Origin of the sequence: Caballeronia sp. LZ003 (genome assembly GCF_031451465.1) — a bacterium.
Lineage (GTDB): Bacteria > Pseudomonadota > Gammaproteobacteria > Burkholderiales > Burkholderiaceae > Caballeronia.
In genome coordinates this window covers 817383-840656 of the sequence record NZ_JARUXJ010000003.1, presented here as the reverse complement: position 1 = coordinate 840656, position 23274 = coordinate 817383, and the positions used below count along the sequence as shown (strand labels likewise).

The following is a 23274-nucleotide window of genomic DNA, read 5'->3' as shown; positions in this document are numbered from 1 at the left end:
CATTTCCCGGGCCCTCAATGCGGCTCCCCTTTATCATGAGCGATGCCATCAATCGGAAGCGGGAGCCTGGGGAGCCTTTTTGCAATGAATCTACGGGGACTGCAATGCTTCATCGTGCTGGCTGAAGAACTGAACTTCAGCCGCGCGGCCGAGCGTTTGCATATCGCGCAGCCTGCGTTAAGCCAGCAGATTCGCGCGCTAGAGGAACGCCTTGGCAGTCAGCTCGTCGATCGTGGAAGCCGTCCCTTGCGGCTTACCGAAGCGGGCAGTTATTTTTATACCGAAGCGCGCCAAATTCTCGACCATTGCGAACAAGCGACGCAAGGCGTGCGGGCGATCGATGCCGGCACGCATGGCTGGCTCTCCGTCGGCTTTACGCGTTCGGCGATGTACAGCGTCTTGCCGCCCGCGTTGAAGGCCTTCCATGCGGCTTATCCGAAAGTCGAACTCAAGCTCTTCGAGATGCTCACCGAGGAGCAAGCCGATGCACTGCGCGATGCACGCATTCATATCGGCATTGGCAGACAAGCACCCGAACGTCCTGGCTGCACGAGACGCATCCTGCTGCATGAGCGCGTGATGGCGGTTCTGCCCGTCGATCATGCGTTCGCCGAACGTGATAGCGTGCGCGTGGATGACCTCGCGACATCGCCGCTCATTGTCTATCCGAAGCATCCGGCTGCGCAGTTTCCGCGCTTCATCGCCACGCTCTATCGCGACGCCGGCATCACGCCCATTGTCGGACATGAAGCCTACGAGATACAGACCGCGATTGCACTCGTGGCCGCGGGCCTTGGCGTAACGTATGTCGGTGAATCGGTGGCGCGGCATGGGCGCGCCGACGTCGTCTGCAAGCATCTCACGGGACCGGGCGCGAGTCAGATCACATCGTTGACAGCGAGCTTTCGTGAAGATGACAGCTCGCCGCATCTGCAAGCGTTTCTCGCTTGCCTGCCGAACGAAGCTCACGCTGACAGCGCGCTATAAGCTAAAACGCATAGAAGCATGCGCAATCCGTGTTGGACGGAGGACGGCTCACGTCCCTATCATGTCCCTTGCGTTCTGCAAACAGGAGCGCGGATTGCAAAGACGCCTGCATCGAGCAAGCGCGGCATGGAGACGACATGATTCAGCCAACGAACGCAGCAATAGCCACGAGCGACTCCCCTATAGCGAAAGCGACCATGGCCAAGGTGTATCGCCGCCTGATGCCGTTGCTCTTCGCGATGATGTTCTTCAACTATCTCGACCGCATCAACATCGGCTTTGCAGCGCTCGATATGAATCGCGCGCTGAACTTCAGTCCAGCGGTTTTCGGCTTTGCGGGCAGCGTGTTCTTCGTCGGCTACATGCTGCTCGAAGTGCCAAGCAACTTGCTCCTGCATAAGGTCGGCGCGCGACGCTGGCTTGCACGTATTCTGATCACATGGGGCGCGGTCGCGGCGGCCACTGCGTTCGTCTTCAACGATACGACCTTCTACACCGTACGTTTTCTGCTCGGCGTGATGGAAGCAGGTTTTTTGCCGGGCGTCGCCGTGTATTTGACCAAGTGGTTCCCCGAACGTTATCGGGCGCGTGCAGTGGGCGGCTATATCATCGCAGGCTCGTTTTCAGCGGTGCTGGGTGGACCGATCTCGACGACGCTCATGACCTACGGCAACGACATTCTCGGTCTGCAAGGCTGGCAGTGGATGTTCATTTGCGAAGGCGTGCCCGCCATTCTTCTCGGCATCATCACGTTGCGCGTGATGCAGGAACGTCCCGCCGATGCCGACTGGCTCACCGCTGAAGAAAAGCACTGGCTCGAAGGCACGCTCGAAACGGAACGCGCGGCGCTTGGTGGCAGCGGTCATGTTTCGATGTGGCGTGTAGCCGCCGATATTCGCGTGTGGAGCCTTGCATGTCTCTTTGGCTGCGCGCTCGTTGGCATCTATGGACTCTTTCTTTGGCTGCCGCAAATCGTGAAGAGCCTCGGCCATCTGTCGAATATCGAAGTGGGCTTTCTTTCTGCTGCACCTCCGCTCTTCGGCGTGCTCGGCACCTTTCTCATCAGCCGCAGTTCTGACCGCACGGGCGACCGCAAGAAGCATCTGGCCTTCGTCTATGGCATGAGCGCCATCGCTATTGCAGGGAGCGCTTATGCGCCCTCGCCGATCATTGCTTATGCGCTTCTGTGCGTGACTGGCCTCTTCATCTATGCGGGCAATCCGTTGTTCTGGAGTCTTGCTGCCTCGTTTCGCACGGGTGCGGCAGGCGCGGCGACCATTGCGCTCATCAATACCATCGCGCAGTTTGGCGGTCTCGTGGGACCGTGGAGCATAGGGCTCGTGCGCAACGCAACGGGCAGCTTCAAGTTCGCGCTCGTCACCATCGCCGCGTTTCTCGTGGTCGCGACGATCATCGCGCTCGTGATGCGTGTACGTCCGCCAGAAGACGAAGCCAGTACCACGCCTCGCCGCGCCCAACAAACGCTTTAAACATCGCGAGACTCATTCCATGATCATCGATTGTCACGGTCACTACACCACGTCACCGCCAGAACACGAAGCCTGGCGTACGAAGCAGATCGCCGCGCTGAAGGACGGCGTGCCCGTGCCGCCTCGTCCATCGATCAGCGACGACCAAATACGCGAGACCATCCAAAACGGGCAATTACGCGTGCAGGGCGGACGCGGTATAGACCTCACGATCTTCTCGCCGCGTGCGGCCGGCATGGGCCACCATCTCGGCGATGCAAGCGCCAACGAAGCATGGTCGAAGGAATGCAACGACCTCATTCATCGCGTGGTGTCGCTGTTCCCGCGGCAATTCATCGGCGTATGTCAGTTGCCTCAAGCACGGGGCGTCGATCCTGCAAATTGCCTTGCCGAGTTGCGACGCTGTGTCGAAGAGATGGGCTTCATCGGCTGCAATCTCAATCCCGATCCTTCGGGCGGCCACTGGTCCGGTTTGCCGATGACCGACCGCCACTGGTATCCGCTCTACGAAGCGCTCGTCGAACTCGACGTGCCTGCGATGATCCACGTGTCGTCATCGTGCAATCCCAACTTTCATGCGACGGGCGCGCACTACATCAACGGCGATACCTCGGTGTTCATGCAGTTGCTGGCGGGTAATCTCTTCAAGGACTTTCCGACGCTGAAGTTCATCATTCCGCACGGCGGCGGCGCGGTGCCGTATCACTGGGGACGTTATCGCGGGCTGGCGCAAGACATGAAGCAGCCGCGTCTCGATGAGCATTTGCTCAACAACGTGTTCTTCGATACCTGCGTTTATCACCAGCCTGGCGCCGAGTTGCTTGCCAAGGTCATTCCGGCGAAGAACATCCTTTTCGCTTCGGAGACGATCGGCGCGGTGCAGGGTATCGATCCAGAAACGGGTCATCACTACGACGATACGCGCCGCTATATCGACGGCATTACATGGCTCGCGGATGAAGACCGGCAGCGTATCTTCGAGCACAACGCGCGCATTGTTTATGCGCGTCTCGATTCACAAATCGCACGTCAAAGCTCACGGCAAGGAGTCTCGCAATGAACGCCCCCGGATGGCGGCAGAATGAATCTGCTGCGCAGGCAAGTCCCGAAGTGCTCGCGGCATTGAAGTCGCTTGCGGTATCGCTTCTCTCCGACAGCATGGCTCGCAGTTCGGGCACGATAGGACTCACGCCTTATCATCGGCCAAACACGCTGGCGGGCACGGCTGTCACGGTGCGCACGCGGCCCGGCGACAATCTGATGATTCATCGCGCGTTCGACTTTTGCCGCCCCGGCGACGTCCTCGTGATCGACGGCGGCGGAGAACTCACGCAAGCGTTGATGGGCGACATCATGTCGAGCTATGCAGAGAGCATCGGCATTGTGGGCCTCGTCATCGACGGCGCGATCCGCGATGTCGCTTCATTGCGTTCGCGCGATTTTCCGGTGTATGCACGCGGCGTGACGCATCGTGGGCCTTATAAGAACGGACCCGGTGAGATCAACGTGCCGGTGACGGTGGGCGGCATGGTCGTGTATCCGGGCGATATCATCGTCGGCGATGAAGACGGCGTGCTCGCCATCGCACAAGCCGATGCAGCCGATGTGATCGAGCGCGCGCGTCAGACCGAGCAAAAAGAAGCACAGGCTTTGCGATCCATCGCTGAAGGCACGTTCGACCGAAGCTGGATTGCCGCGCAACTCGAACGGTCGATGAAGGGCTGAAACAGCCGGTCGCGATCTTCTATACTCGGGCTCAAGGCCGCCTCATCGCGAAGGCGTCACGTCATGAGTCCATGAAAAAGATCAAACCTGCACTGGCACTGGAACTCGTCGCCAACCTGCTGCTGCCGTGGGTTGCATATCGCCTCGCCCTGCCGCATTGGGGTAACGTCGGCGCGCTCTATGCGTCCGCCGCGCCACCACTTGCATGGAGCCTATTCGAGTTCACGCGCTCACGGCGCGTCGATGCTGTCTCCGCGCTGGTGCTGTTCGGCATTGCTCTCTCTATCGTTTTGCTCGCGCTCGGCGGTAGTCCGCGCATCCTGCTCGTGCGCGAATCGCTTGCGTCGGGCGCGACGGGCGTCGTATTTCTCGTGTCGATGCTGTTCGAGCGTCCACTGATCTTCTATCTCGCGCGCGCGACCGTCGCTCGCCAACAGAAAGGCGGCGCCGTACGTTTCGAGAGTTACTGGCGCGACAGCGCAGCGCTGCGCGACTCATTGCGACTCATGACGCTCGTCTGGGGCGTTGGACTGTCCATCGAAACGGCGTTGCGGTTCTGGTTAGCGTGGAACTGGCCCGTCGAACGCTACCTCGTCGTCTCGCCTTTCATCAGCTACGCAATCTATGGCGGTCTGCTCGCATGGACGTTCTGGTTTCGGGGACGACTCGTCAACCGGCAGCGCGGAGGCGATCCGTCGCGGGATGGCTTGCTTGGCTGAACGTGCTCGCGCCTGGAATTTTGCATGCCGCATGCAGCATGTCGGCACCGTGCATGCTGCATGCAAAACACGATTCCTTCTTTTTACCGATACCCGGACAAACCGCCATCAAGATTTTTCCTGTGGCTGCCGTAAACATGTCGGATAACCGCGCACGACCCCGTACACGCCAGGCCCGCCCCTCGACGGTCTCCTCCGAAATGGCACGATAAGATACGGCAGCGTTCAGAACAGAACCCCGGCCTGCGCCATTGGCACTCGCTTAAACGGAGATTCCGGCGTGTCCAGTCGCCAATCCCTCACTTTCAGGATGACGGCCTTCATCGTGGCCGTCTGTGTCCTGCTGATCGGCACCGACGTGTGGCGCAGCGTTGCCGCACGGCGCGTGCAGCTCGAAGAAATGACCACGGCCACGGCCAACCTCGCGCGCGCCATGGCGCAGCATGCAAACGACACCTTCAAGGAAGCCGATACCACGCTCATTGGCATGGTCGAACGTGTCGAGCAGGAAGGCACCGAACCGGCCGCGCTCGAACGGCTGCATCGCTCGCTCGTGACGCGGGTCGAACAGTTGCCTCAACTCAACGGTCTTTTCATCTACGACAAAAACGGCGCGTGGCTCGTCAACTCGCGCCCGGCGCTCAGCCAACGTTTCAACAATGCCGACCGCGAGTATTTTGAATACCATCGCACGCACACCGGGCGCGGGCCGCATATCGGCTTGCCGGTGAAGAGCCGCTCGTCCGGCAAGTGGATCGTGCCGATATCGCGGCGCATCGATGCGCCCGACGGCAGCTTCGCCGGCGTGGCGCTCGCCACCATCGACGTGGCCTTCTTCTCGCGCTTCTACGACAGTCTCGACCTCGGCCAGGGCGGCGCGGCGGCGCTGGTTTCGAATGACGGCGCGATGATCGTGCGCCGACCGTTCGAGGACCGTTTCGTCGGTAAGAGCATGGTCGACACGACGCTCTTTCGCATGCATCGCGCCGATAGCCGCTCAGGAAGCTTCATAACCAGTTCGTCGCAGGATGGCGTCACGCGTCTGAACAGTTACCGCGAGCTCGAGGATTACCCGCTTTTCGTGGCGGCGGCGCTCTCACGCGACGAGATCATCGCGCCGTGGTGGCGCGACACGCTTTGGCACGCGGCGGTCACCGCATTGCTGGCACTTGCGCTCGCGCTGTTCGGCTTCAAGATCGTGCGGCAGATTACGAGCCGCATCAAGATCGAGCAGGAGCTCGCGCGCAGTCTTGCCACTACCCGCACCGTACTCGATACGGCGATCAACCCGATCATCACCGTCGACGAACGCGGCGCGATTCGCTCGTTCAACACGGCGGGAGAGAAGGTCTTCGGCTATGCCGCGAGCGAACTGATCGGACAGAACATCCGCCTGCTCGTGCCGCCGGCCTGGCTCGAAACGTATAACGAATACATAACGCAATTCACTACGGGCACCGGCGTGCCCACGGCGAATGGCGAACTCGCCGGGCTTCGCAAGGACGGCACGTCGTTCCCCGCTCATGTCTCCACGGGCGCGATGCAACTAGATGGCGCTTTGCATTTTGTATGCGTCATTACGGACATCTCGCGGCAAAAGAAGGAACGCAGTGAACTCGCCGATGCGCGCGACCAACTGTTGCTCGCGGCCGATATCGCCGAACTCGGTATCTGGTCTTGGGACATCGTTACCGGGCGGCTGCACTGGACGCCGCGCATGTTCGAGATTTACGGCTATCCGCCCGAACTACTCGACCATGGATTGAATATCGAGCACTGGCAGCAGCGCATCCACCCTGACGATCGCGACGCGACGCTGCAAAGTCTGCAGGCGGCCATCGACGGAGCGCCTGTCGTCATGCCGCCCTTTCGCATCGTTCTGGCGAATGGCGCGATCCGGCGCATTCAGAGCGGACTGCGCATTCAACGCGATGCGAGCGGCCGCGCCGTCTCGATGACCGGCGTGAATTACGACGTCACCGATCAATACGAACTCGAATACCACCTGCGTCACGCGAAGGAACAGGCCGATGCAGCGAGCGCGGCCAAATCCACCTTCCTCGCCAACATGAGCCACGAGATCCGTACGCCGATGAATGCGGTCCTCGGCATGCTGCATCTGGTGCAACTGACTTCGCTCAATCGTCGTCAGCAAGACTACGTGAGCAAAGCCGAAACCGCGGCCAAGTCGCTCCTCAACCTGCTCAACGACATTCTCGATTATTCGAAGATCGAAGCAGGCAAGCTGCAACTCGACAGTCATCCGTTCGAGCCTGAAAAGCTGATGGAAGAACTCGGCGTCGTACTCTCCGGTAATCAAGGCACGAAGGACGTGGAAGTACTGTTCGACCTCGACCCGGAATTGCCCGACACGCTCTTGGGCGACGGCTTTCGCCTGCAGCAGGTGCTCATCAACCTTGCGGGCAACGCGCTCAAGTTCACGACGGCCGGGCAGATCGTCGTGAGCGTGCACGGCATCGAAGCGGTCAAAGACGCGTCGGTGCGCGTGCGCGTGGCGGTTAGCGATAGCGGCATCGGCATCAGCGCGCTTCAGCTCGAACGCATTTTCGAAGGCTTCACGCAAGCGGAAGCATCGACTACACGCCGTTTCGGCGGCTCCGGGCTCGGACTCGTGATCTGCAAACGGCTCGTCGCGATGATGGGCGGCGAACTGCAGGTAGAGAGCGAAGTGGGCGTGGGCAGCCGCTTCTGGTTCGATATTGAATTCGGCATTCAATCAGCGGTACACAAAATACAAACGGATGACATCGACTTCGATCATCCGGTGCGCCTCCTGATCGCCGACGACAACCCCATCGCGGGCGAAATCCTGTTGCGCACGGTGCGCTCGCTGGGATGGCACGCCGATGTGGTCGAGAGCGGCATCGAAGCCGTGGAACGCATCGGCGATGCGGCACGCGACAACCAGCCTTACGACATCGCCCTGATGGATTGGCGCATGCCAGGGCTCGACGGTTTGAATGCCGCACGCCTGATCCACACGATGAAAGGCCGCGCCGCGCCGCCGCTCGTGTTGCTCGTCACCGCTTTCGGACGCGAAGTGCTGAGGGAAACGCAAGAAGGCGGCGCGCCGCCCTTCGCCGGCTTTTTGACCAAGCCGGTCACGCCCAAGCAACTCGTCGCCGCGATTCGCGTGGCAAGATCGAATGCAAACGACAAAGAGGCACTGCCTGTCCCGGCAAGCGCGCCGCGCAAGCGGCGTCTCGCCGGACTCGAACTGCTCGTAGTCGAAGACAATGCGCTCAACCGGCAAGTCGCGGAAGGTTTGTTGCGAGCGGAAGGCGCCACCGTGACGCTTGCGGAAAGCGGACGTGAAGGCGTGCATGCCGTGCTCCAGGGCAACGCGCGCTTCGACGCCGTTCTGATGGACGTGCAGATGCCCGACCTCGATGGACTCGAAGCCACCCGACTGATACGTGCGGATGGCCGCTTCGGCGCGTTGCCGATCATCGCGATGACGGCGAATGCATCGAATGCGGATCGCGACACCTGTCTCGCTGCGGGCATGAACGATCACGTCGGCAAGCCGATCGATGTCGAGCGGCTGGTGGCAGTGCTCAGTGCACGAGCCGTCGTGGAAGACGCGGCATCGAGTCATGCGGAAGACGATGACATCGTCGAGCCATCCGCGTCGCTGCTCGCGCGATTCGGCGGCAATCATGATCTGATTCGTAACGCGATTGATGGCTTTGGACCACAGACCGCCAAGCATTTGACGCGGCTTGTTGCACGGCTTGCCGCGCGCGATGTTCAGGGCGTGGCATCGGTACTGCATACGCTTAAGGGTAGCGCGGGCACTGTTGGCGCATCGGCATTGGCGAAGCTCGCTGCGCGGCTCGAAAACGATCTCAAAGCCTCGGACGATACGGCGCGCGCGCTCGCCTCCATCGACGCACAACTCGCGCGCATGCAGCAGTTGCTTGCAACGAGCGTCGAGCGCCTCACGCAGGCATTCCCGCAAAGGCATGCAAGTACGCAAGAGAAGCCGCAAATACAGCCTCTTGCCGACGAAGACTGGCGCGCGCGCCTCAACGACATTGTTGCGTTGCTCGATTCATCGAATCTTCAAGCGATTGCAATGTCCGAGAGTTTGTGGCCGCAAGCGCCGGATGACCAGCGCGTTGCCTTCGAACAATTGCTTGCGCGTGTACGCGCTCTCGACTTTGAGCGCGCATCAAGACTTGCGCGCGACATGCTGGAGCAAAACTGATATGGAAGAGCTTGAGCAATGGCTCATGCATGTGCACCGTCGTCCCAAGCTTGTAATCGCGGACGATCAGCCTGTCAATATTCGCGTGCTGTATGAACTCTTTCGCGACACGTGCGACATCTTCATGGCGACGAGCGGCGCGCAAGCTATTCAAGTCGCGCAAAACGAACTGCCCGATTTGATTCTGCTCGATGTCGTGATGGACGATCTCGACGGACACGAAGTATGCCGCCGCCTCAAGTCCGATCCGTTGACGCGCGATACACCCATCATCTTCATCACCTCGCAGGATCACGAAGACGACGAAGTCAAAGCGCTCGAACTCGGCGCCGTTGATTTCATCACTAAGCCGATCAATCCTGTCATCACGCGAGCACGCGTGCGCACGCATCTGACGCTCAAGCTGCAAGGCGACCGCTTGCGCGCAAGCGCCCTGCTGGACGGTCTTACCGGTGTCGCTAATCGACGCAAGTTCGATGAAGACTTGCTTGCGGACTGGCGGCATTGCGCACGTGAGAATTCGCCGCTTTCGTTGATCCTGTTGGATGTGGATTACTTCAAGCGCTTCAACGATCACTATGGCCATCAGGCCGGCGATGCTTGTTTAAAGACGATTGCCAAGACTTTGGGGAAGAGTCTGCGCAGGCCCTATGACAAGCTTGCGCGCTATGGCGGCGAAGAGTTCGCGTGCCTCTTGCCGAATACGAATGTCGATGGTGCCAAACTGGTCGCGCAGAACATGCTGGACGCCGTGCGTGCGTTGGCCATTGCGCATCGCCTTTCGGACGTCGATGAGCATGTGACCTTGTCGGCGGGTGTGGCCGCGGTTTCGCCATCGCGCGAACTGCTGACCTCCGCTGTGCTCATCAAGGCCGCAGACGACGCTCTTTACGAAGCAAAGCGCGCCGGACGTGCGCGCTTCGCTCTTGCACCTTTAAAATAAATCGCAGCGCTCACGCATCACGGCCTTCGCGCGAAGCCGCTGGAAACGAATGCACGCTCGCGCCGCCCGGCGATTCACGAAGCGCATTGATTTCCTCTTCGACTTTGCGCGCCGCCGTCAATGCGTTGAGCACGCGAGCCTGCAATACTGCGGGCTTTGCCGGCTTGGCGATGACATCCGCCGCACCGCTATCCAGCGTGCGCTGCTCGATTGCGACATCGCATGCTTCGACGAGTACGACTATCGGCACATGCGGATGCGAGGCTTCCAATTGGCTCAAAGTTTCGTCGATACCATTTTCGCAGCAACGTGAATCGAGCACGATCGCGGCGGGCGCATGGCGGCTTGCAAGAGCCAGCGCGGCTTTGCAATCGGCCACGATGTCCAGCGCGCCGATCGCTTCGAGCGCGTCGCGATGCGCATCGGCTGTATCGTCCGCAAGAATGCCCACGACATAGATGCTCGCTGCCTTGCGTTGAACCTGCGGCGTTGTGTCTGCGTTCACAGCTTGCGTCCGTGCTTCCGTGACTCGGCGGCGCAAGCGCAGTTGAGCACGCACACGTGCCTGCAGTCGTGCAGCAACCAGCGGCTTGATAACGTAGTCGGCCGCGCCCATGCGAAAAGCGTCGACCTCTAACGCGGGCGCGTCATGACTCGTCACGAAGATGACGGGCACGTGTGCAAGCTTAGGGTCGCGCTTAAGAACCTCGCAAACGTCGAAGCCCGTCATGTTTGGCAGATTCGCGTCGAGCAAAATCAGGTCGGGGATCGATTGGCGAGCGAGCGTCAAGGCCGCTTCCCCTGTCATGGCAAAGCGCTGATCAGGAAATTCCGCAAGCATTTCGCCCACGATGCGAATCATGGCCGGATCGTCCTCGACGAACAGCAAACGCGGCTGGCGAGAGGATGCAAGGGTGCTGAGCTGATCCATTTTCTGACTGGTATTCATCGGGCGGGCACACTCCACGACGTTACGCCTTGCCTTCAAAAATTCTGGTGTCTGGCAGACGAGTTCATTTGAGAATACAAATTATCCGATATTTCCGCCAAGGCTCAAACCAGCGCTAAAAATTCGTTCACCCGATGCGGTTCCTGAAACCAGCAAGTAAAATGTACGGCGTGTTTTCAACGTTTGCCCTTGCTCCGACAGGGCCGATCGGCAGTGCGCAAGCGTACAGACACAGATCGCAAATCGCATCCGCAAATTCTTCTCTTTCGTTTTTAATCGATTTGTACAGATCAATGCAAACATTCAAAAACGCGTTATCGTTTGCGGGGCGTTTAAGCTCTTAGGAATAAAGCGCATACTAGCGGCATATACAAATAAGATGAGAAAAGCCATGCACGGGGAAAACAGGACGCTTTATTATGCCGGGCGCACCGTATCGGAAGAACTTTCCGAGCGTTTGCATGCTCGCGGCTGGACGATTGAGCAAATCGATCCCGCCAAGCCACCTAAAGCCGCCCGTCATGGCAAGCGCGCTGCCGCCGGCATTGTCGACCTGACTAAACGCGGGCTCGCAAAAGATACGGCCGTTGTTGCCGAATTGCTTGCACTCTGCCAGATTGGCTGGGTTGCAACGGTCGACGCCGAGCATGTCGAGAATCCCGAGATCTGTCGGCTTATCCGCGACTTCTGCTTCGATTACGTGACCGTGCCTTCATCGGCGGATCGCATAGTCGATGCAGTCGGTCATGCGTATGGCATGGTCGCCTTGCACGATACGGCAAGCAGCGCGACCGGCAACGAGTCGCGTAAGGACGATGGCAAGGAAGGCAGCATGGTCGGTTCATGTGACGCCATGCAGGCGCTTTATCGATCAATCCGCAAAGTCGCCATGACGGATGCACCAGTGTTCATTTCCGGCGAATCAGGCACCGGCAAGGAATTAACGGCGGTTGCAATTCATGAACGCTCGGTACGTCGCGATCAACCATTCGTCGCAATCAACTGCGGCGCCATACCACCGCATCTGCTTCAATCCGAATTGTTCGGCTACGAGCGCGGCGCATTTACGGGCGCAAATCAACGCAAGATCGGCCGTGTGGAAGCCGCGGATGGCGGTACGCTCTTTCTCGATGAAATCGGCGATCTGCCGCTCGAGAGTCAAGCGAGTCTCTTGCGCTTTCTTCAAGAACGCAAAATTGAACGTCTTGGCGGCCAGACCTCTACGGACGTGGATGTGCGCATCATTTCGGCCACGCACGTCGATATGCAAACCGCGATGATCGAAGGCCGTTTTCGCGCGGACCTATACCACCGTTTGTGCGTCTTGCAGATCGACGAGCCCCCTTTGCGCGTACGCGGCAAGGATATCGAACTGCTCGCCAATCATATGCTCGATCGCTATAGAAAAGATGCGAGCCGACGCTTGCGTGGCTTTTCGCCGTGCGCCATCGCGGCGCTTCACAATTACGGCTGGCCGGGCAATGTGCGTGAATTGATCAATCGCGTGCGTCGCGCCATTGTCATGGCGGAAGGACGTCAGATTCTCGCTAGCGATCTCGAACTCGGCGAATACGCCGAAGCTGCGCCGACGACGCTTGCGCAAGCACGCGAAGCCGCAGAGCGGCAAGCCATTGAAGTCGCACTCTTGCGTCATCGCGGCCGCCTGGGTGAAGCGGCCGATGAGCTGGGCATTTCGCGAGTCACGCTTTATCGTATGTTGACGGCTTATGGTCTGCGCGCTAAAGCAGATCGCACGCTTGAGGCATCGAGCGCTTAAGACGCACGAGGCGATGACTAATTAAAGTGTCGGTCGAGCGCTGCCAGTAAGTGCTGCGAGAGCCGCGTCGCGCGGCCCTGAATCGCTCGATCCGATAATCTCGACAACGCATACGACGCCGCCAGCACCGCCGTCAGCGTGGCGCCGTATAGCGCCAAGGCTGTCTCGTTGCTTGTCTCCTTGAACCTTCCCTCAAAGAAATGGAAGGTCACGTAGACACAAATGAAATGCCAAAGATAAATGCCGTAGCTCTCACGGCCTAACGCGGCGGCACAGCGGCGGATCATCGACAGACTTTGTGTCTTGCGCATGATAGGCCGCGTACTTGCTTTGTGCGCGCTGCGCGTGCAAACGAACAGCAGGAAAGCTACGGCGCTACATGCCGCGAACAACGGTGCGAGAGCATGAGCTTTAGCGAGCCATACGCCGAGCATCGCGGTCACGATGGCAAAGCCAAGCGCCAGCGAAGCGTAGAGGTAAGACTTAAGTCGCGTCACTCTTTCGTCGCCCGTCAAGTGCGACCGAAAGGCATACCACGCCCACATGCCAACGATGAAGCACGGTCCCTGCACGGGCGGCCAGAAGTAACTGTACGAGTTGTTTGTCACATCGCAATCTAGCACGCCGTGGCATTCGCTCATCGATGTAATGGCAAAGGAAAGCGCTAGCAGTATTACGGTGGCGAGGAGCAGACGCTTGCGATTCATCGCCAGGAAAAACAATAGCGGTGCAATCAAGTAGAAGAGCATTTCGACGCCAATAGACCATCCTCCCGGGACCACGTTATTGATGGCCGTTGGCGAGAGCGCATGCAGGAAAAGCATGTTGAGGAGGATATCGACCGGACCATGCACGCCGAGCACCCAGGCGTGTTCGTAACCGGAGCGCGTCGCCCCGTAACTGATAAGGCCGTAAATGACGATGGCCGCATAGTAAAGCGGAGCGATGCGAAAAAAGCGCTTGATATAAAAGCGTAGCGCGACGTGGCGCGCGTCGACACATCGCGCATGGTCCATCTCGAGGGTCATGAAGATCGTGATTGCGCTGATGACGAAGAACAACTGCACGCCGTACTGCCCCATGTGCGTCAGCAGCGTCACCGCTTCCGGCAGATTGGGGAACTGAAACGATAGATGTACTGCGACAACCCCGACAATCGCGAGCGCACGACCAGCGTCGAGTGCGGCAACGCGTCCTTGCTGCATCGATATCCTCCTTGCATGCATAGCGGCCTTCACAGCCGCGAGGTGCGTGGACATAGATGACTTCAACGAGTTCCCTGATTTCTCCAGCGCGCGCAATTCGATACATGCCGAAACACCTTTGCGTAAATGTGGCCGGTGTCGTTGTTGGCGGAAAATTGTTCGAGTTGAATATGTCTTAGCGGCATGTCTGCGATTCGCAACGATACTAAAAAAATCATCGAGATTACATCGCGATTAAATCGTTGCAACCGCTTGACAGTAAAACGTTTAAGCGGGAAATGTTGCTTGCTGATTGCCGCTTTCAGCCAGGCTTTGTCCGCCAATGCCGCTCGAATCCGCCAGATGGGTGCGTTGAAAGTGCCTGTAACGCGCCAACGAATGAAAGCATGATGTATGCTCCACCGCTTAGACTAAGGTTGGCGGCTAGCACATTTGATGGACCTCGGCGCGATTGCTAGCAATTTCTTCAAGATTAGCCTCAATTTGGTATCGCTTGTTGTTCCCTCAGTAAGCGGCAGCGAACAAAGGTGAAAGCACCTTTCGCGTAAAGTTCAACCGTGTGCTGCGTGCTAAAGACTTCAAAAAATTAAAGTCGGCAAATTCAGCCAGACGTCGAGGGCCATGGGGGCGCTTTGTGCGAGACCGTACAGAACGCTGTTTTGTGTGCTGTTTCACTGTTGAAGCTTTATTCCAGTGATATGCATTTCTTTCTTTGAGCGGGGCGACAAGGGAGATGACATCGTTATCCCAAGCGCAATGCGAGGGCTTTTGGAAGGACGGATTTCTTCGTCTTGAGAAAGTTGCGGAGCATGCGGAAATTAAGACCTTGCGTACAATTGGCGACCGCCTGCTGCGCGAAAAGGCGGGATTCAAGCAAGGCATGCTGTTCGACTTTTATCCGGAAGGTGAGGGTCCGGACAAGCCTAAGCTCGCGCAATTGCATGGTCCGTCGCATTTCGAGCGAAGCCTCATGGAGAGTGAGCTGAATCGGCGCGTGCAACGTGTCGCCATGCAACTGCTCGGCCCCAAGGCACGCTTCGTGAGCGACAGCTTTTTTCATAAGCCCGCTCATACCGAGGCCGTGACACCCTGGCATCAGGATGAAGCATTCACCGACCCGCGCATCGAACATCGAGAGGTGAACTTCTGGTTCCCCTTGCAGCCGGTGTCGCTGACCAACGGGTGCATGCAGTTCATCGCCGGCTCGCATATTGGACCCGTGCTTCCGCATGGCCCCATTGGCGGCGATCCGAGCACGCATGGCCTTGAATGCGTCACGGGCTTCAATGCTGGCGAGGCGGTCGTTTGTCCGCTCGAACTCGGCGACTGCACCATTCATGCGGGACGTACGCTGCATTTCGCGGGTCCGAATCATTCGGATGCACCGCGTTATGCGTATTCGATGGTGTTTGGCTTGCCGCGACGGGCATCGAAAGAAGTCCGCAGCTTTCCCTGGAACGACAATCGCCGTCTCTCACGGCAGGCGCGTGTGAACGACTCCAGGACGCGAGACAGCTTTTGGCCATATTTGTCCCGCAAGGTGCGCGAGTTCGACTACACGAATCCTTATGAATGGCGGCTCGGCGCCGAACGCGTAGCGCGTCTTATCAAGGGTAAGCGCACCGCCGGTTGAGTATTAGAAGCATCAGGGAAAGAGGACGCGTGCGGCAGTCTAAAAGCCGAACGCGTCCTGCCTGAGAAATCGCAGAATTCGGTTAGCCACCGTGACCGGCTGTTCTTGCTGCACCCAATGCCCGGCACCTTCAATCATATGCACCGCGCGGAAATTGCTGCATGCGCGCATGCGCATCGCTTCGTATTGGCCAGGCCGCTGATACACGCCCCAGTCGCTACTTCCAGCAATGAAACATGCAGGCACGTCTATCGTGCTGCCTGACCATGTCTTAAGCGCGGCCGTGTGAGCGTCGCTAGTCGCGCAGCGATACCAGTTAAGCCCGCCTTGAAAACCGGTGCGCGAATATTCCCCCGCATAGACGTCGAGATCGCGTTCCGGCATCCATGCGCATGATGCGATCTGCTCCTCCGAAGGCATATGCGGTGCGACCGTCTCATGCATGCTCTTATCTTTCTCCATCACATAGTAAGTCGGCAACGTAGCGAGTTCTTCCGCGCTCAACGCCGCTAAAGGATGAGGATGATTTTCCGGCCAGTCCGCACTCTTCACGTGAAAATAAGCGCGCAGTAATGCGGCCATGCCTTGCGGCGCGTGCCACATGTCTTCATTCGCATCGGCACCCGAGTAATACCATTGATAGTGCTTACGGGGCGGGTCGAGCGCGTCTAGCGCCGCCAAGACAGTGGCCATCTCGTTCAATGCCGTATCGCCCGCCTCATGCAGCGCATGTTCCGATGCGGTGCCAAATGGAAATGTCGGCGGCCCCGCAAACGGCGCGCTAAGCATGACCACCGACCTGAAGACATCCGGCCTGATCAACGCGCACCAAGCTGCTACGGGCGAACCAAAATCATGGCCGATGACCGCTGCCACGCTGTGATAGCCCAAGGCACTTATAAGCCCAAGCACGTCCCGCACGAGATTTGGAAAATTGAAGTCGTCGAGATCCGTATTGAACATAGCAGCCGCGCCCGTGGTACGCCCGTAGCCGCGCTGATCGGGCGCGACGACATGATAGCCGCCATTGGCAAGCGCCGGCATCACCTTGCGCCAGCTAAAAGCAAGCTCCGGAAAGCCATGCAAGAGCACGATGCATGGTCTGCCCGGCGTTTCGAAACCTGCTTCCAGCACGTGCATGGAGAGGCCATTGCCGTTGTCGATCAGACGTGAGCGGATGCCATCGGGCAAAGGCAGATCCTTCAACGTTTCGGTCATGCATGGCTCCTGTCGAGTTCGGAGCCATTATGCTTCATGCCGCGAGGGCTGCGTTGGCGTCAGCGCTAGAGGATCGAATTACGTTTGCCGAGCTGCTCGAGCGGAACGTCATAAGTTTCCCGCATAGAAAAGATGGACACTGCGGACAACAGACACACCAGCACCGCGAATGCAGCCGGCATGACCCACGACGCCGTATTGTATTTACCTATGAGCGCGGATTCCACTAGCGGCGCAAACCCGGCCACGGCGAAGCCAAACTGCGTGCCGATCGCCATGCCGGAAAGGCGGACTTGCGTCGGAAAGCGTTCCGCGTATGTCGCCGGCCACACGGCATTCGTGATGCTATAAGCGAAGCCGCCGAGCACTACTCCCGCTGCAAAGACGAGCGCATTGCTCCCCGTCGTGATCGACCACAAAAAGATCACGACGCTAACTGCGCACAGCAAGTTTCCCGCGATAAATACAGGTCGTCGGCCGATACGGTCGGATAGCGTGGCCCATAACGGAATGGTGAAGACCGCGATGAAGTTAGCGACGATAGCCGTCCACAGCATGACCGAAGTGCTGATGGGTTGCGCCTGTGCGCGCGAAAACGAAAGCGCAAACACGGCGAACGTCGTGCCTATAGACGCAATGAGCGCGGCAAAGAAAACCTGTAGCAATTCCTTGCGATAACCCGTAAGCAGCGTCTTGAGCGGCATATTCGGCACCTCGCCATGCGAGGCTTCGCTTTCGAAGGCGGGCGTCTCTTCGAGTCGGCTACGCACGATAAAGCCGACGATCACCACCGCCACACTCAACCAGAAAGGCAAGCGCCAGCCCCACGACAGCAATTGGTCTTCAGGTAACAAAGCCGCAAGCGGCAAGACTACAGCGGGCGCAAGCACCTGACCGCCCTGCGTCCCGCTTAAAGTCCAACTCGTGTAATAACCCCGACGATGCGCTGGCGCGTGCTCGAACGACATTGAATTTGCCCCGGCTTGTTCCCCTGCTGCGGAGATGCCCTGCAAGATTCGCATCAACACGAGTAGCGCAGGTGAGAGCAGTCCCGCGGTCTGATAAGTCGGCAAGCATCCCACTAAGAACGTCGAGAGCCCCATCAAGAGCAAGGTGCCGACCATCACGACCTTTCTGCCGAGCCTGTCACCGTAGTGGCCCATGAGGAACGAGCCTAAAGGACGTGCGGCATAAGCCACGCCAAAGGTCGCCATCGATGCAAGCGTCGCGGCGGTCATGTCGCCGGGCGGGAAGAATATCTTTGGAAAGACGAGCGCGGCGACAGTGCCGTAGATAAAGAAGTCGTAGTATTCGAGCGCGCTGCCGATCCACGCCGCGATTGCGGCCTTTCTGGCATGCTTGCCGCCTGACACGCTCGATGATGTCGTCTCCGAGGTTCGACCAATCGTTTCTGTCGTCATATTGTCTCCGTGTTTTTTTATGGAAGTCGAAGCTTCTATCGTGTTACGCGAGCGCTCGTCTCAAGAAGGCTTTGACTAGCATGTTGTACGAGTATCGCGCGTTTAAGCGGATTGGTTTCGCGCTTAAGCGGCACTTCGACTGCTAGCGGAAGGTTATCGGGCAACACGGCAAGCAGCGCGCGTAAGGGCAACTCCCCTTCCCCGGGCAACAACCGATCTCCACGTGCCTCTGCAACGATGTCAGCGGGAGACGCCATTGGCGCATCACAAAGCTGAACGCTGCCGATGATTTGCGGATCAAGCGCCGCGACCTCTTCCACCGTTCCGCCTGAACGAATGAGATGAAGCGCGTCTATCAGAACAAACGCATTGGGCTTACCAGAGGACAGCACGATGTTCACAGCATCGGCTAGACGCGCGACAGGACGCCATAGCATGAACTCGACATCGAGCGACAAACCGAATGGCGCCGCGAGATCGCATAATGCGCTGAAGCGATCGATGACGCGTGCGCGGTCGGTATCGTCGATATTCACGCATGCACGGTGTGCTCCAAGTTCCGCGCCTGCCTCGAATGTGTTTTCATAGTCACCAATGGAAGTGTTGGCCGCAAGAGTAATCACTTCGATATCGGTCACCTTCACGTCGAGCTCATGCAGCAAGCGCTTGGTCGAACGCAATTCAGGTGACCTCGCAAGCAATGGATACTCGATACCGCCGTGCACGGGTGAGCAAAGACGAATGCTGATTGCTCGAAAGCCAGCGCTCGCCGCCAGTTCGATAAGATCTGGAGGACCTACGTCCAGTACCGTGAGATGAGCGAGCGACAGAGGTTTCATCAATACGTTGCCCTTCCACCCGTCAAATCGAACGCCGCGCCGGTGGAAAACGAGCATTCCTCCGTGGCGAGCCATGTCACCATCGACGCAACTTCGTCTGGACGGCCCGCGCGTCCTAGCGGAATCTTGGCGAGCACGAAGTTGCGTGCATCCTCGGTCATGCCGCGCAGCATGTCGGATTCGATTGCCGCGGGCGTCACGCAGTTGACGCGAATCTCGGTATCCGCGAGCTCCTTGCCAAGCGACTTCGTCAATGCGATCACGCCTGCCTTCGACGCGCCATAAGCACCCTGGTTCGGGTTGCCCTCCTTGCCCCCGACCGACGACAGACTCACGATACGTCCATGCCGCGCGCGACGCAGGTAAGGCAGCACTTCGCGGCAACAAATAAAAACGCCCGTAAGATTGATGTCGAGTACGCGCCGCCATGCGTCGATCGAATATGTCTCTACTGGACCGATATCTCCATTGATACCCGCAGCGTTGATCAACACATCGATTGATCCTAAGCGCTTGTGTGCTTCCTGCGCCGCGTTGGCTACACTGGCGGCATTCGTCACATCTACTTGAGAAGCGAAAGCCGCGTGAGCCTGCTCGGCCTTGGAAAAGGCAGCCTCGCTGTCGATATCCCAAAGCACGACCTTCGCACCCGACGCAACGAAGCGCTCAGCAATCGCATATCCGATACCACCAGAGCCGCCGGTGATGACACATACACGGTCCTGCAAATCCAGTTTGTTCATGGTCCCTTTGCGATAGAAATCACTCGAACCGATACTAAGGACAAACGCTGGCTTTGTCGTATGCTGAATTTCCTTTAAGCTATAACTTTTAGTTAAGCTGTACGGCGAACCGATGCGCTTCAAACTCCGCCATATGGAAGTCTTTCGTGCGGTCATGCTCACAGGCTCCATCAACGCGGCAGCCAAGTTGCTCTACGTATCGCAGCCTGCGGTGAGCAAGCTCGTGTCTCACATCGAGACGACATTGGACCTGCGCCTATTCGAGCGCTCCAAGAGCCGCCTCATTCCCACGGCCGAGGCACATGCGTTATTCAGGGAAATCGAGCAGGTTTATCAGGCTGCCGTGCGCGTGGATGAATTCGCGCGCGCGCTTTCGCTAGGGCCGTCGAGCCTTTTGCGCGTCACTTGCAGTGCATCGCTCGCAATGAGCGTCGTGGCTCCCGCGCTCGTCGATATCAAGGCCAAGCTGCCTGCACTGACCGTAGGCTGGCAGACCACACTAATGGCGGACATGCCGATGGAAATCTTGAGCAAGGAAGCAGAGGTCGCCGTTGCCGCAATGCCGGTCACGCACGAACATCTGGAAAACGTTTCGTTCATGTACGGCAGCATGGTTTGCGCCTTGCCAAGGGGGCACAGACTTGAAGCGGCATCGGTCGTGTCGCTTGCCGATCTGGTAAGCGAACCCGTGGTGCTGTTCAAGCGAGACATTCCGTTTGGAACCGTGATCGCACAGACGTGCCAGCAAGCGGGCGTCGAACTCAAGTCGACGATCGACGTGATGCGCGCCGATCAGGCACTGGCGCTCGTCGAAGGCGGGCTCGGCGTGACCATCGTCGATGATTTCGCCACGGCAGGCACAGCTCTCACCATACGCCCGCTACGCGAACACATACATTTGACGGCAAGCTTCGTTTATTCGCGCTTTGCGCCGCCATCGCGCAACGCGGTTCTATTCATGCAGGCAGTCTATAAGAATGCGCAGCGCCTAGGCCGCGCCATTCCCGATGCGCGTGTTCCCGGTTAAGCGACGACGCGCTTGACGCCAAGCGCCAAACCGCTGCACGCTTTAACATGAACCAAACGCAAAAATCTCTTACTTACGGAATCAAGCCATGACCACGTCATCCTCTCGCCGCCGCGCCGCCTTTCGCGAACTGGTCAACGCGCGCCGCGCACTGCTGTTACCGGGCGCTTTCAACGCGATGAGCGCACGCGTGGCCGTCGACCTCGGCTTCGAAGCAATTTATATAACCGGCGCAGGCGTTACGAATATGTCGCTAGGACTGCCCGATCTTGGCTTCATCAGCCTCGCGGAAGTCGCGGAACATACCTCTCGTATTCGCGATGCCGTCGATGTTCCGCTCATCGTCGATGCGGATACCGGCTTCGGCAATGCACTCAATGTGCGCCACACCGTACGCACGCTCGAGCGCGCGGGCGCGGACGCCATTCAACTCGAAGATCAGGTGATGCCTAAGAAATGCGGCCATTTCGCGGGTAAGAACGTGGTCTCGACCAGCGAAATGGTCGGCAAGATCCACGCCGCGGTCGACGCACGCGAGGACGCGAATTTCCAGATCATTGCACGCACGGATGCCTGCGCGGTGGAAGGCTTCGACCGCGCCATAGAGCGGGCGCGCGCATTTGTCGAAGCCGGGGCCGACATTCTTTTCATCGAGGCCATCGAGACGCCAGAGCAAATTGCCTCGCTAACCGAACTCGTCGAAGCGCCGCAACTCATCAATCTCGTCATCGGCGGAAAGACGCCGGTAACAGCGCGAGAGGACCTCGAGCGCCTTGGCTTTAGCCTCGTCCTTTATGCCAACGCTGCGCTGCAAGGCGCCGTGCGTGGTATGCAGACGGCGTTGTCGGCACTAAAGACACAAGGCCGTCTCGATGAAGATCCAGGCGTAGTTGCACCTTTTTCGGAACGTCAGCGGCTCGTGAACAAGCCGCTGTACGACGAGCTGGACCGCAAATACGCAGCCGATTAAAGGCTGCTCTTAGCGCTCGCATGCCTCAAGCGAGAGTTTGCTATGCTGCCTTCGACCCGGACGAGTCGCATGTGACGAAGTCGGCGCTCAATCACTCAGGTAACAAAACGGAGATAGAGATGGCAAAGGGATATTGGGTCAGCGCATACCGCAAGATCATCAACGCTGATCAGGCCGCGGAGTACGCGAAGCAGGCGACGGTTGCGATCAAGGAAGGCGGCGGACGCCCTCTCGCGCGCGGCGTGGCGTCGTTCATCCAGGGCGATGGCGTTAAGGAACGCACGGTAATCATCGAGTTCGACTCACTCGATGCTGCTAAAGCCGCTTACGACAGCAAGACCTATCAGGACGCGCTCGTTACGTTAGGCGATTCAGTGGAGCGTGATTTCCGCATTGTCGAAGGCGTTGAATAACGTCCTGCGCTTTGTTCGAAAGGCGATGACGTCCCCTCGTCATCGCCTTGAGTCGCCATTCAAGCGCCGGCTGCATCAGCCAGTTCGTTCAAGTCGTTCACGATGAAGTCCCAATCGCTTTCTGCTTTGAGGTCTGTGGTTTGTCCCGCACCGTGCTCATAAGGCCGAGCGATAAACGCAGTCTTCAGACCGCACGCTCTTGCCGCGACGAGATCGCTATTATGGGCCGCCGCCATGCACACCTCTTCAGGCTTGAGCATGAGCGCATCGACCGCACGCAGATAAGCCTGCGGCGTTGGCTTATAAGCCTGCGCTGTTTCCGCGCCGAGAATCGCATCCCATGGCAGACCACCGTGTTTCGCCATGTCCACCATTAACTTGATATTGCCGTTCGATAACGGCGCAATGATGTAGCGCGTCTTGAGGCGCGCAAGTCCTTTTATGGAATCGGGCCAAGGGTCCAGACGATGCCACGCGAGATTCAACTCATCGAGCACATGCGTTGGAACGGCATCTTTGTCGATGCCGAATTCGGGCAACACGTCGTCCAGATTTTCTCGATGCAAGACATCCAGCCTTACGAACGGTCTTTCGCCACTGCGGACTTTCTGCATTGCGGGTGCATAGCGACTGCGCCATGCATCGGCAAACGCTTCCGGCGATGCGTTCGCTTGACCGAGAGCGTTTAGAAACGACGCAGCTTCCCGCGCTATGCCGCCGCGCCAGTCCACCACGGTACCGAAAACGTCGAATACGAAAGCCTTTACTAAGGGCTGGGTCACGAGACTTCTCCGTTGGCTTTAGTTCTCAAAGCTAGTCTAGCAAGGCCACAGCTCCCTGCGCTTGGTTCTACCGCGTAAGACTGTTCGCAGTATGGCCAAAGCGCGTTGAATGAAACTGCATTCTGTCGATTGCATGCATCATGCAAGACACCGAATGCAAAACGTGACGACGCCATATTTTGACCATCGCGAAAAAAAATGC

At 58.4% G+C, this 23274-nt stretch carries 20 protein-coding genes and 1 pseudogene; 12 read left to right on the top strand and 9 right to left on the bottom strand.

The window, feature by feature from the left end:
* The first annotated feature begins 84 nt into the window (after positions 1 to 84).
* From QCE79_RS21450 to QCE79_RS21420, 7 genes are all read left to right on the top strand, one after another.
* On the top strand, positions 85 to 987 hold the full coding sequence (locus QCE79_RS21450) for a LysR family transcriptional regulator (protein WP_250510556.1): 903 nt from the start codon (positions 85 to 87) through the stop codon (positions 985 to 987).
* Between the two features lie 137 nt (positions 988 to 1124).
* The gene (locus QCE79_RS21445) at positions 1125 to 2477 is read left to right on the top strand and encodes an MFS transporter (protein ID WP_250467982.1); all 1353 of its coding nucleotides are present in this window, start codon (positions 1125 to 1127) and stop codon (positions 2475 to 2477) included.
* A gap of 19 nt (positions 2478 to 2496) precedes the next feature.
* Positions 2497 to 3537, top strand: a complete 1041-nt coding sequence (locus QCE79_RS21440) for an amidohydrolase family protein (protein ID WP_309847753.1) — start codon at positions 2497 to 2499, stop codon at positions 3535 to 3537.
* Complete coding sequence (locus tag QCE79_RS21435; protein ID WP_250467980.1) at positions 3534 to 4202, top strand: RraA family protein; 669 nt, start codon at positions 3534 to 3536, stop codon at positions 4200 to 4202. The genes QCE79_RS21440 and QCE79_RS21435 overlap by 4 nt, the downstream gene beginning before the upstream one ends.
* A 71-nt stretch (positions 4203 to 4273) precedes the next feature.
* Complete coding sequence (locus QCE79_RS21430) at positions 4274 to 4921, top strand: VC0807 family protein (RefSeq protein ID WP_309847749.1); 648 nt, start codon at positions 4274 to 4276, stop codon at positions 4919 to 4921.
* 280 nt (positions 4922 to 5201) lie between these two features.
* Positions 5202 to 9152, top strand: a complete 3951-nt coding sequence (locus tag QCE79_RS21425; protein WP_309847746.1) for a response regulator — start codon at positions 5202 to 5204, stop codon at positions 9150 to 9152.
* Between the two features lies 1 nt (position 9153).
* Positions 9154 to 10095 carry a diguanylate cyclase domain-containing protein gene (locus QCE79_RS21420; protein WP_309847743.1) on the top strand — a complete coding sequence of 314 codons (942 nt, stop codon included), beginning with the start codon at positions 9154 to 9156 and terminating at the stop codon, positions 10093 to 10095.
* 10 nt (positions 10096 to 10105) lie between these two features.
* Here the strand turns inward: QCE79_RS21420 and QCE79_RS21415 are convergent, their stop codons facing one another.
* Both QCE79_RS21415 and QCE79_RS21410 read right to left on the bottom strand, forming a co-directional pair.
* Positions 10106 to 10600, bottom strand: coding sequence for a two-component system response regulator (locus QCE79_RS21415; protein ID WP_250468048.1), 495 nt, complete (start codon positions 10598 to 10600; stop codon positions 10106 to 10108).
* A gap of 108 nt (positions 10601 to 10708) precedes the next feature.
* Positions 10709 to 10936: pseudogene (locus QCE79_RS21410) on the bottom strand (response regulator); the annotation flags it as partial.
* Positions 10937 to 11435: 499 nt separating this feature from the next.
* Here QCE79_RS21410 and QCE79_RS21405 point away from each other — a divergent pair.
* Positions 11436 to 12821: a sigma-54 dependent transcriptional regulator gene (locus QCE79_RS21405; RefSeq protein WP_250510551.1), complete on the top strand. Its 1386-nt coding sequence runs from the start codon at positions 11436 to 11438 to the stop codon at positions 12819 to 12821.
* Between the two features lie 17 nt (positions 12822 to 12838).
* On the opposite strand, the gene QCE79_RS21400 is transcribed toward QCE79_RS21405, so the two are convergent.
* Complete coding sequence (locus QCE79_RS21400; RefSeq protein WP_309848256.1) at positions 12839 to 14026, bottom strand: acyltransferase; 1188 nt, start codon at positions 14024 to 14026, stop codon at positions 12839 to 12841.
* Between the two features lie 62 nt (positions 14027 to 14088).
* Complete coding sequence (locus QCE79_RS21395) at positions 14089 to 14349, bottom strand: hypothetical protein (RefSeq protein ID WP_309847738.1); 261 nt, start codon at positions 14347 to 14349, stop codon at positions 14089 to 14091.
* A gap of 410 nt (positions 14350 to 14759) precedes the next feature.
* Here QCE79_RS21395 and QCE79_RS21390 point away from each other — a divergent pair, with 410 nt between their 5' ends.
* Complete coding sequence (locus QCE79_RS21390; protein ID WP_284503899.1) at positions 14760 to 15659, top strand: phytanoyl-CoA dioxygenase family protein; 900 nt, start codon at positions 14760 to 14762, stop codon at positions 15657 to 15659.
* A 39-nt stretch (positions 15660 to 15698) separates the two neighbouring features.
* Here the strand turns inward: QCE79_RS21390 and QCE79_RS21385 are convergent, their stop codons facing one another.
* The 4 genes from QCE79_RS21385 to QCE79_RS21370 all read right to left on the bottom strand — a co-directional run bounded on the left by QCE79_RS21385 (position 15699) and on the right by QCE79_RS21370 (position 19880).
* Positions 15699 to 16877 carry an alpha/beta fold hydrolase gene (locus tag QCE79_RS21385; RefSeq protein ID WP_309847735.1) on the bottom strand — a complete coding sequence of 393 codons (1179 nt, stop codon included), beginning with the start codon at positions 16875 to 16877 and terminating at the stop codon, positions 15699 to 15701.
* Positions 16878 to 16942: 65 nt separating this feature from the next.
* Positions 16943 to 18298, bottom strand: coding sequence for an MFS transporter (locus QCE79_RS21380; protein ID WP_309847733.1), 1356 nt, complete (start codon positions 18296 to 18298; stop codon positions 16943 to 16945).
* A 35-nt stretch (positions 18299 to 18333) separates the two neighbouring features.
* On the bottom strand, positions 18334 to 19194 hold the full coding sequence (locus QCE79_RS21375) for a TIM barrel protein (protein WP_309847730.1): 861 nt from the start codon (positions 19192 to 19194) through the stop codon (positions 18334 to 18336).
* A complete protein-coding gene (locus QCE79_RS21370; RefSeq protein WP_309847728.1) occupies positions 19137 to 19880 on the bottom strand; it encodes an SDR family NAD(P)-dependent oxidoreductase in 744 nt (247 codons plus the stop codon). The genes QCE79_RS21375 and QCE79_RS21370 overlap by 58 nt, the downstream gene beginning before the upstream one ends.
* Before the next feature lie 112 nt (positions 19881 to 19992).
* Here QCE79_RS21370 and QCE79_RS21365 point away from each other — a divergent pair, with 112 nt between their 5' ends.
* From QCE79_RS21365 to QCE79_RS21355, 3 genes are all read left to right on the top strand, one after another.
* Positions 19993 to 20907, top strand: a complete 915-nt coding sequence (locus QCE79_RS21365) for a LysR family transcriptional regulator (RefSeq protein WP_250467971.1) — start codon at positions 19993 to 19995, stop codon at positions 20905 to 20907.
* An 88-nt stretch (positions 20908 to 20995) separates the two neighbouring features.
* Positions 20996 to 21877, top strand: a complete 882-nt coding sequence (locus QCE79_RS21360; protein ID WP_244831307.1) for an oxaloacetate decarboxylase — start codon at positions 20996 to 20998, stop codon at positions 21875 to 21877.
* A gap of 119 nt (positions 21878 to 21996) precedes the next feature.
* Positions 21997 to 22290 carry a DUF1330 domain-containing protein gene (locus QCE79_RS21355; protein ID WP_244831306.1) on the top strand — a complete coding sequence of 98 codons (294 nt, stop codon included), beginning with the start codon at positions 21997 to 21999 and terminating at the stop codon, positions 22288 to 22290.
* 59 nt (positions 22291 to 22349) lie between these two features.
* On the opposite strand, the gene QCE79_RS21350 is transcribed toward QCE79_RS21355, so the two are convergent.
* On the bottom strand, positions 22350 to 23072 hold the full coding sequence (locus tag QCE79_RS21350; RefSeq protein ID WP_309847724.1) for a haloacid dehalogenase type II: 723 nt from the start codon (positions 23070 to 23072) through the stop codon (positions 22350 to 22352).
* Between the last annotated feature and the right edge of the window lie 202 nt (positions 23073 to 23274).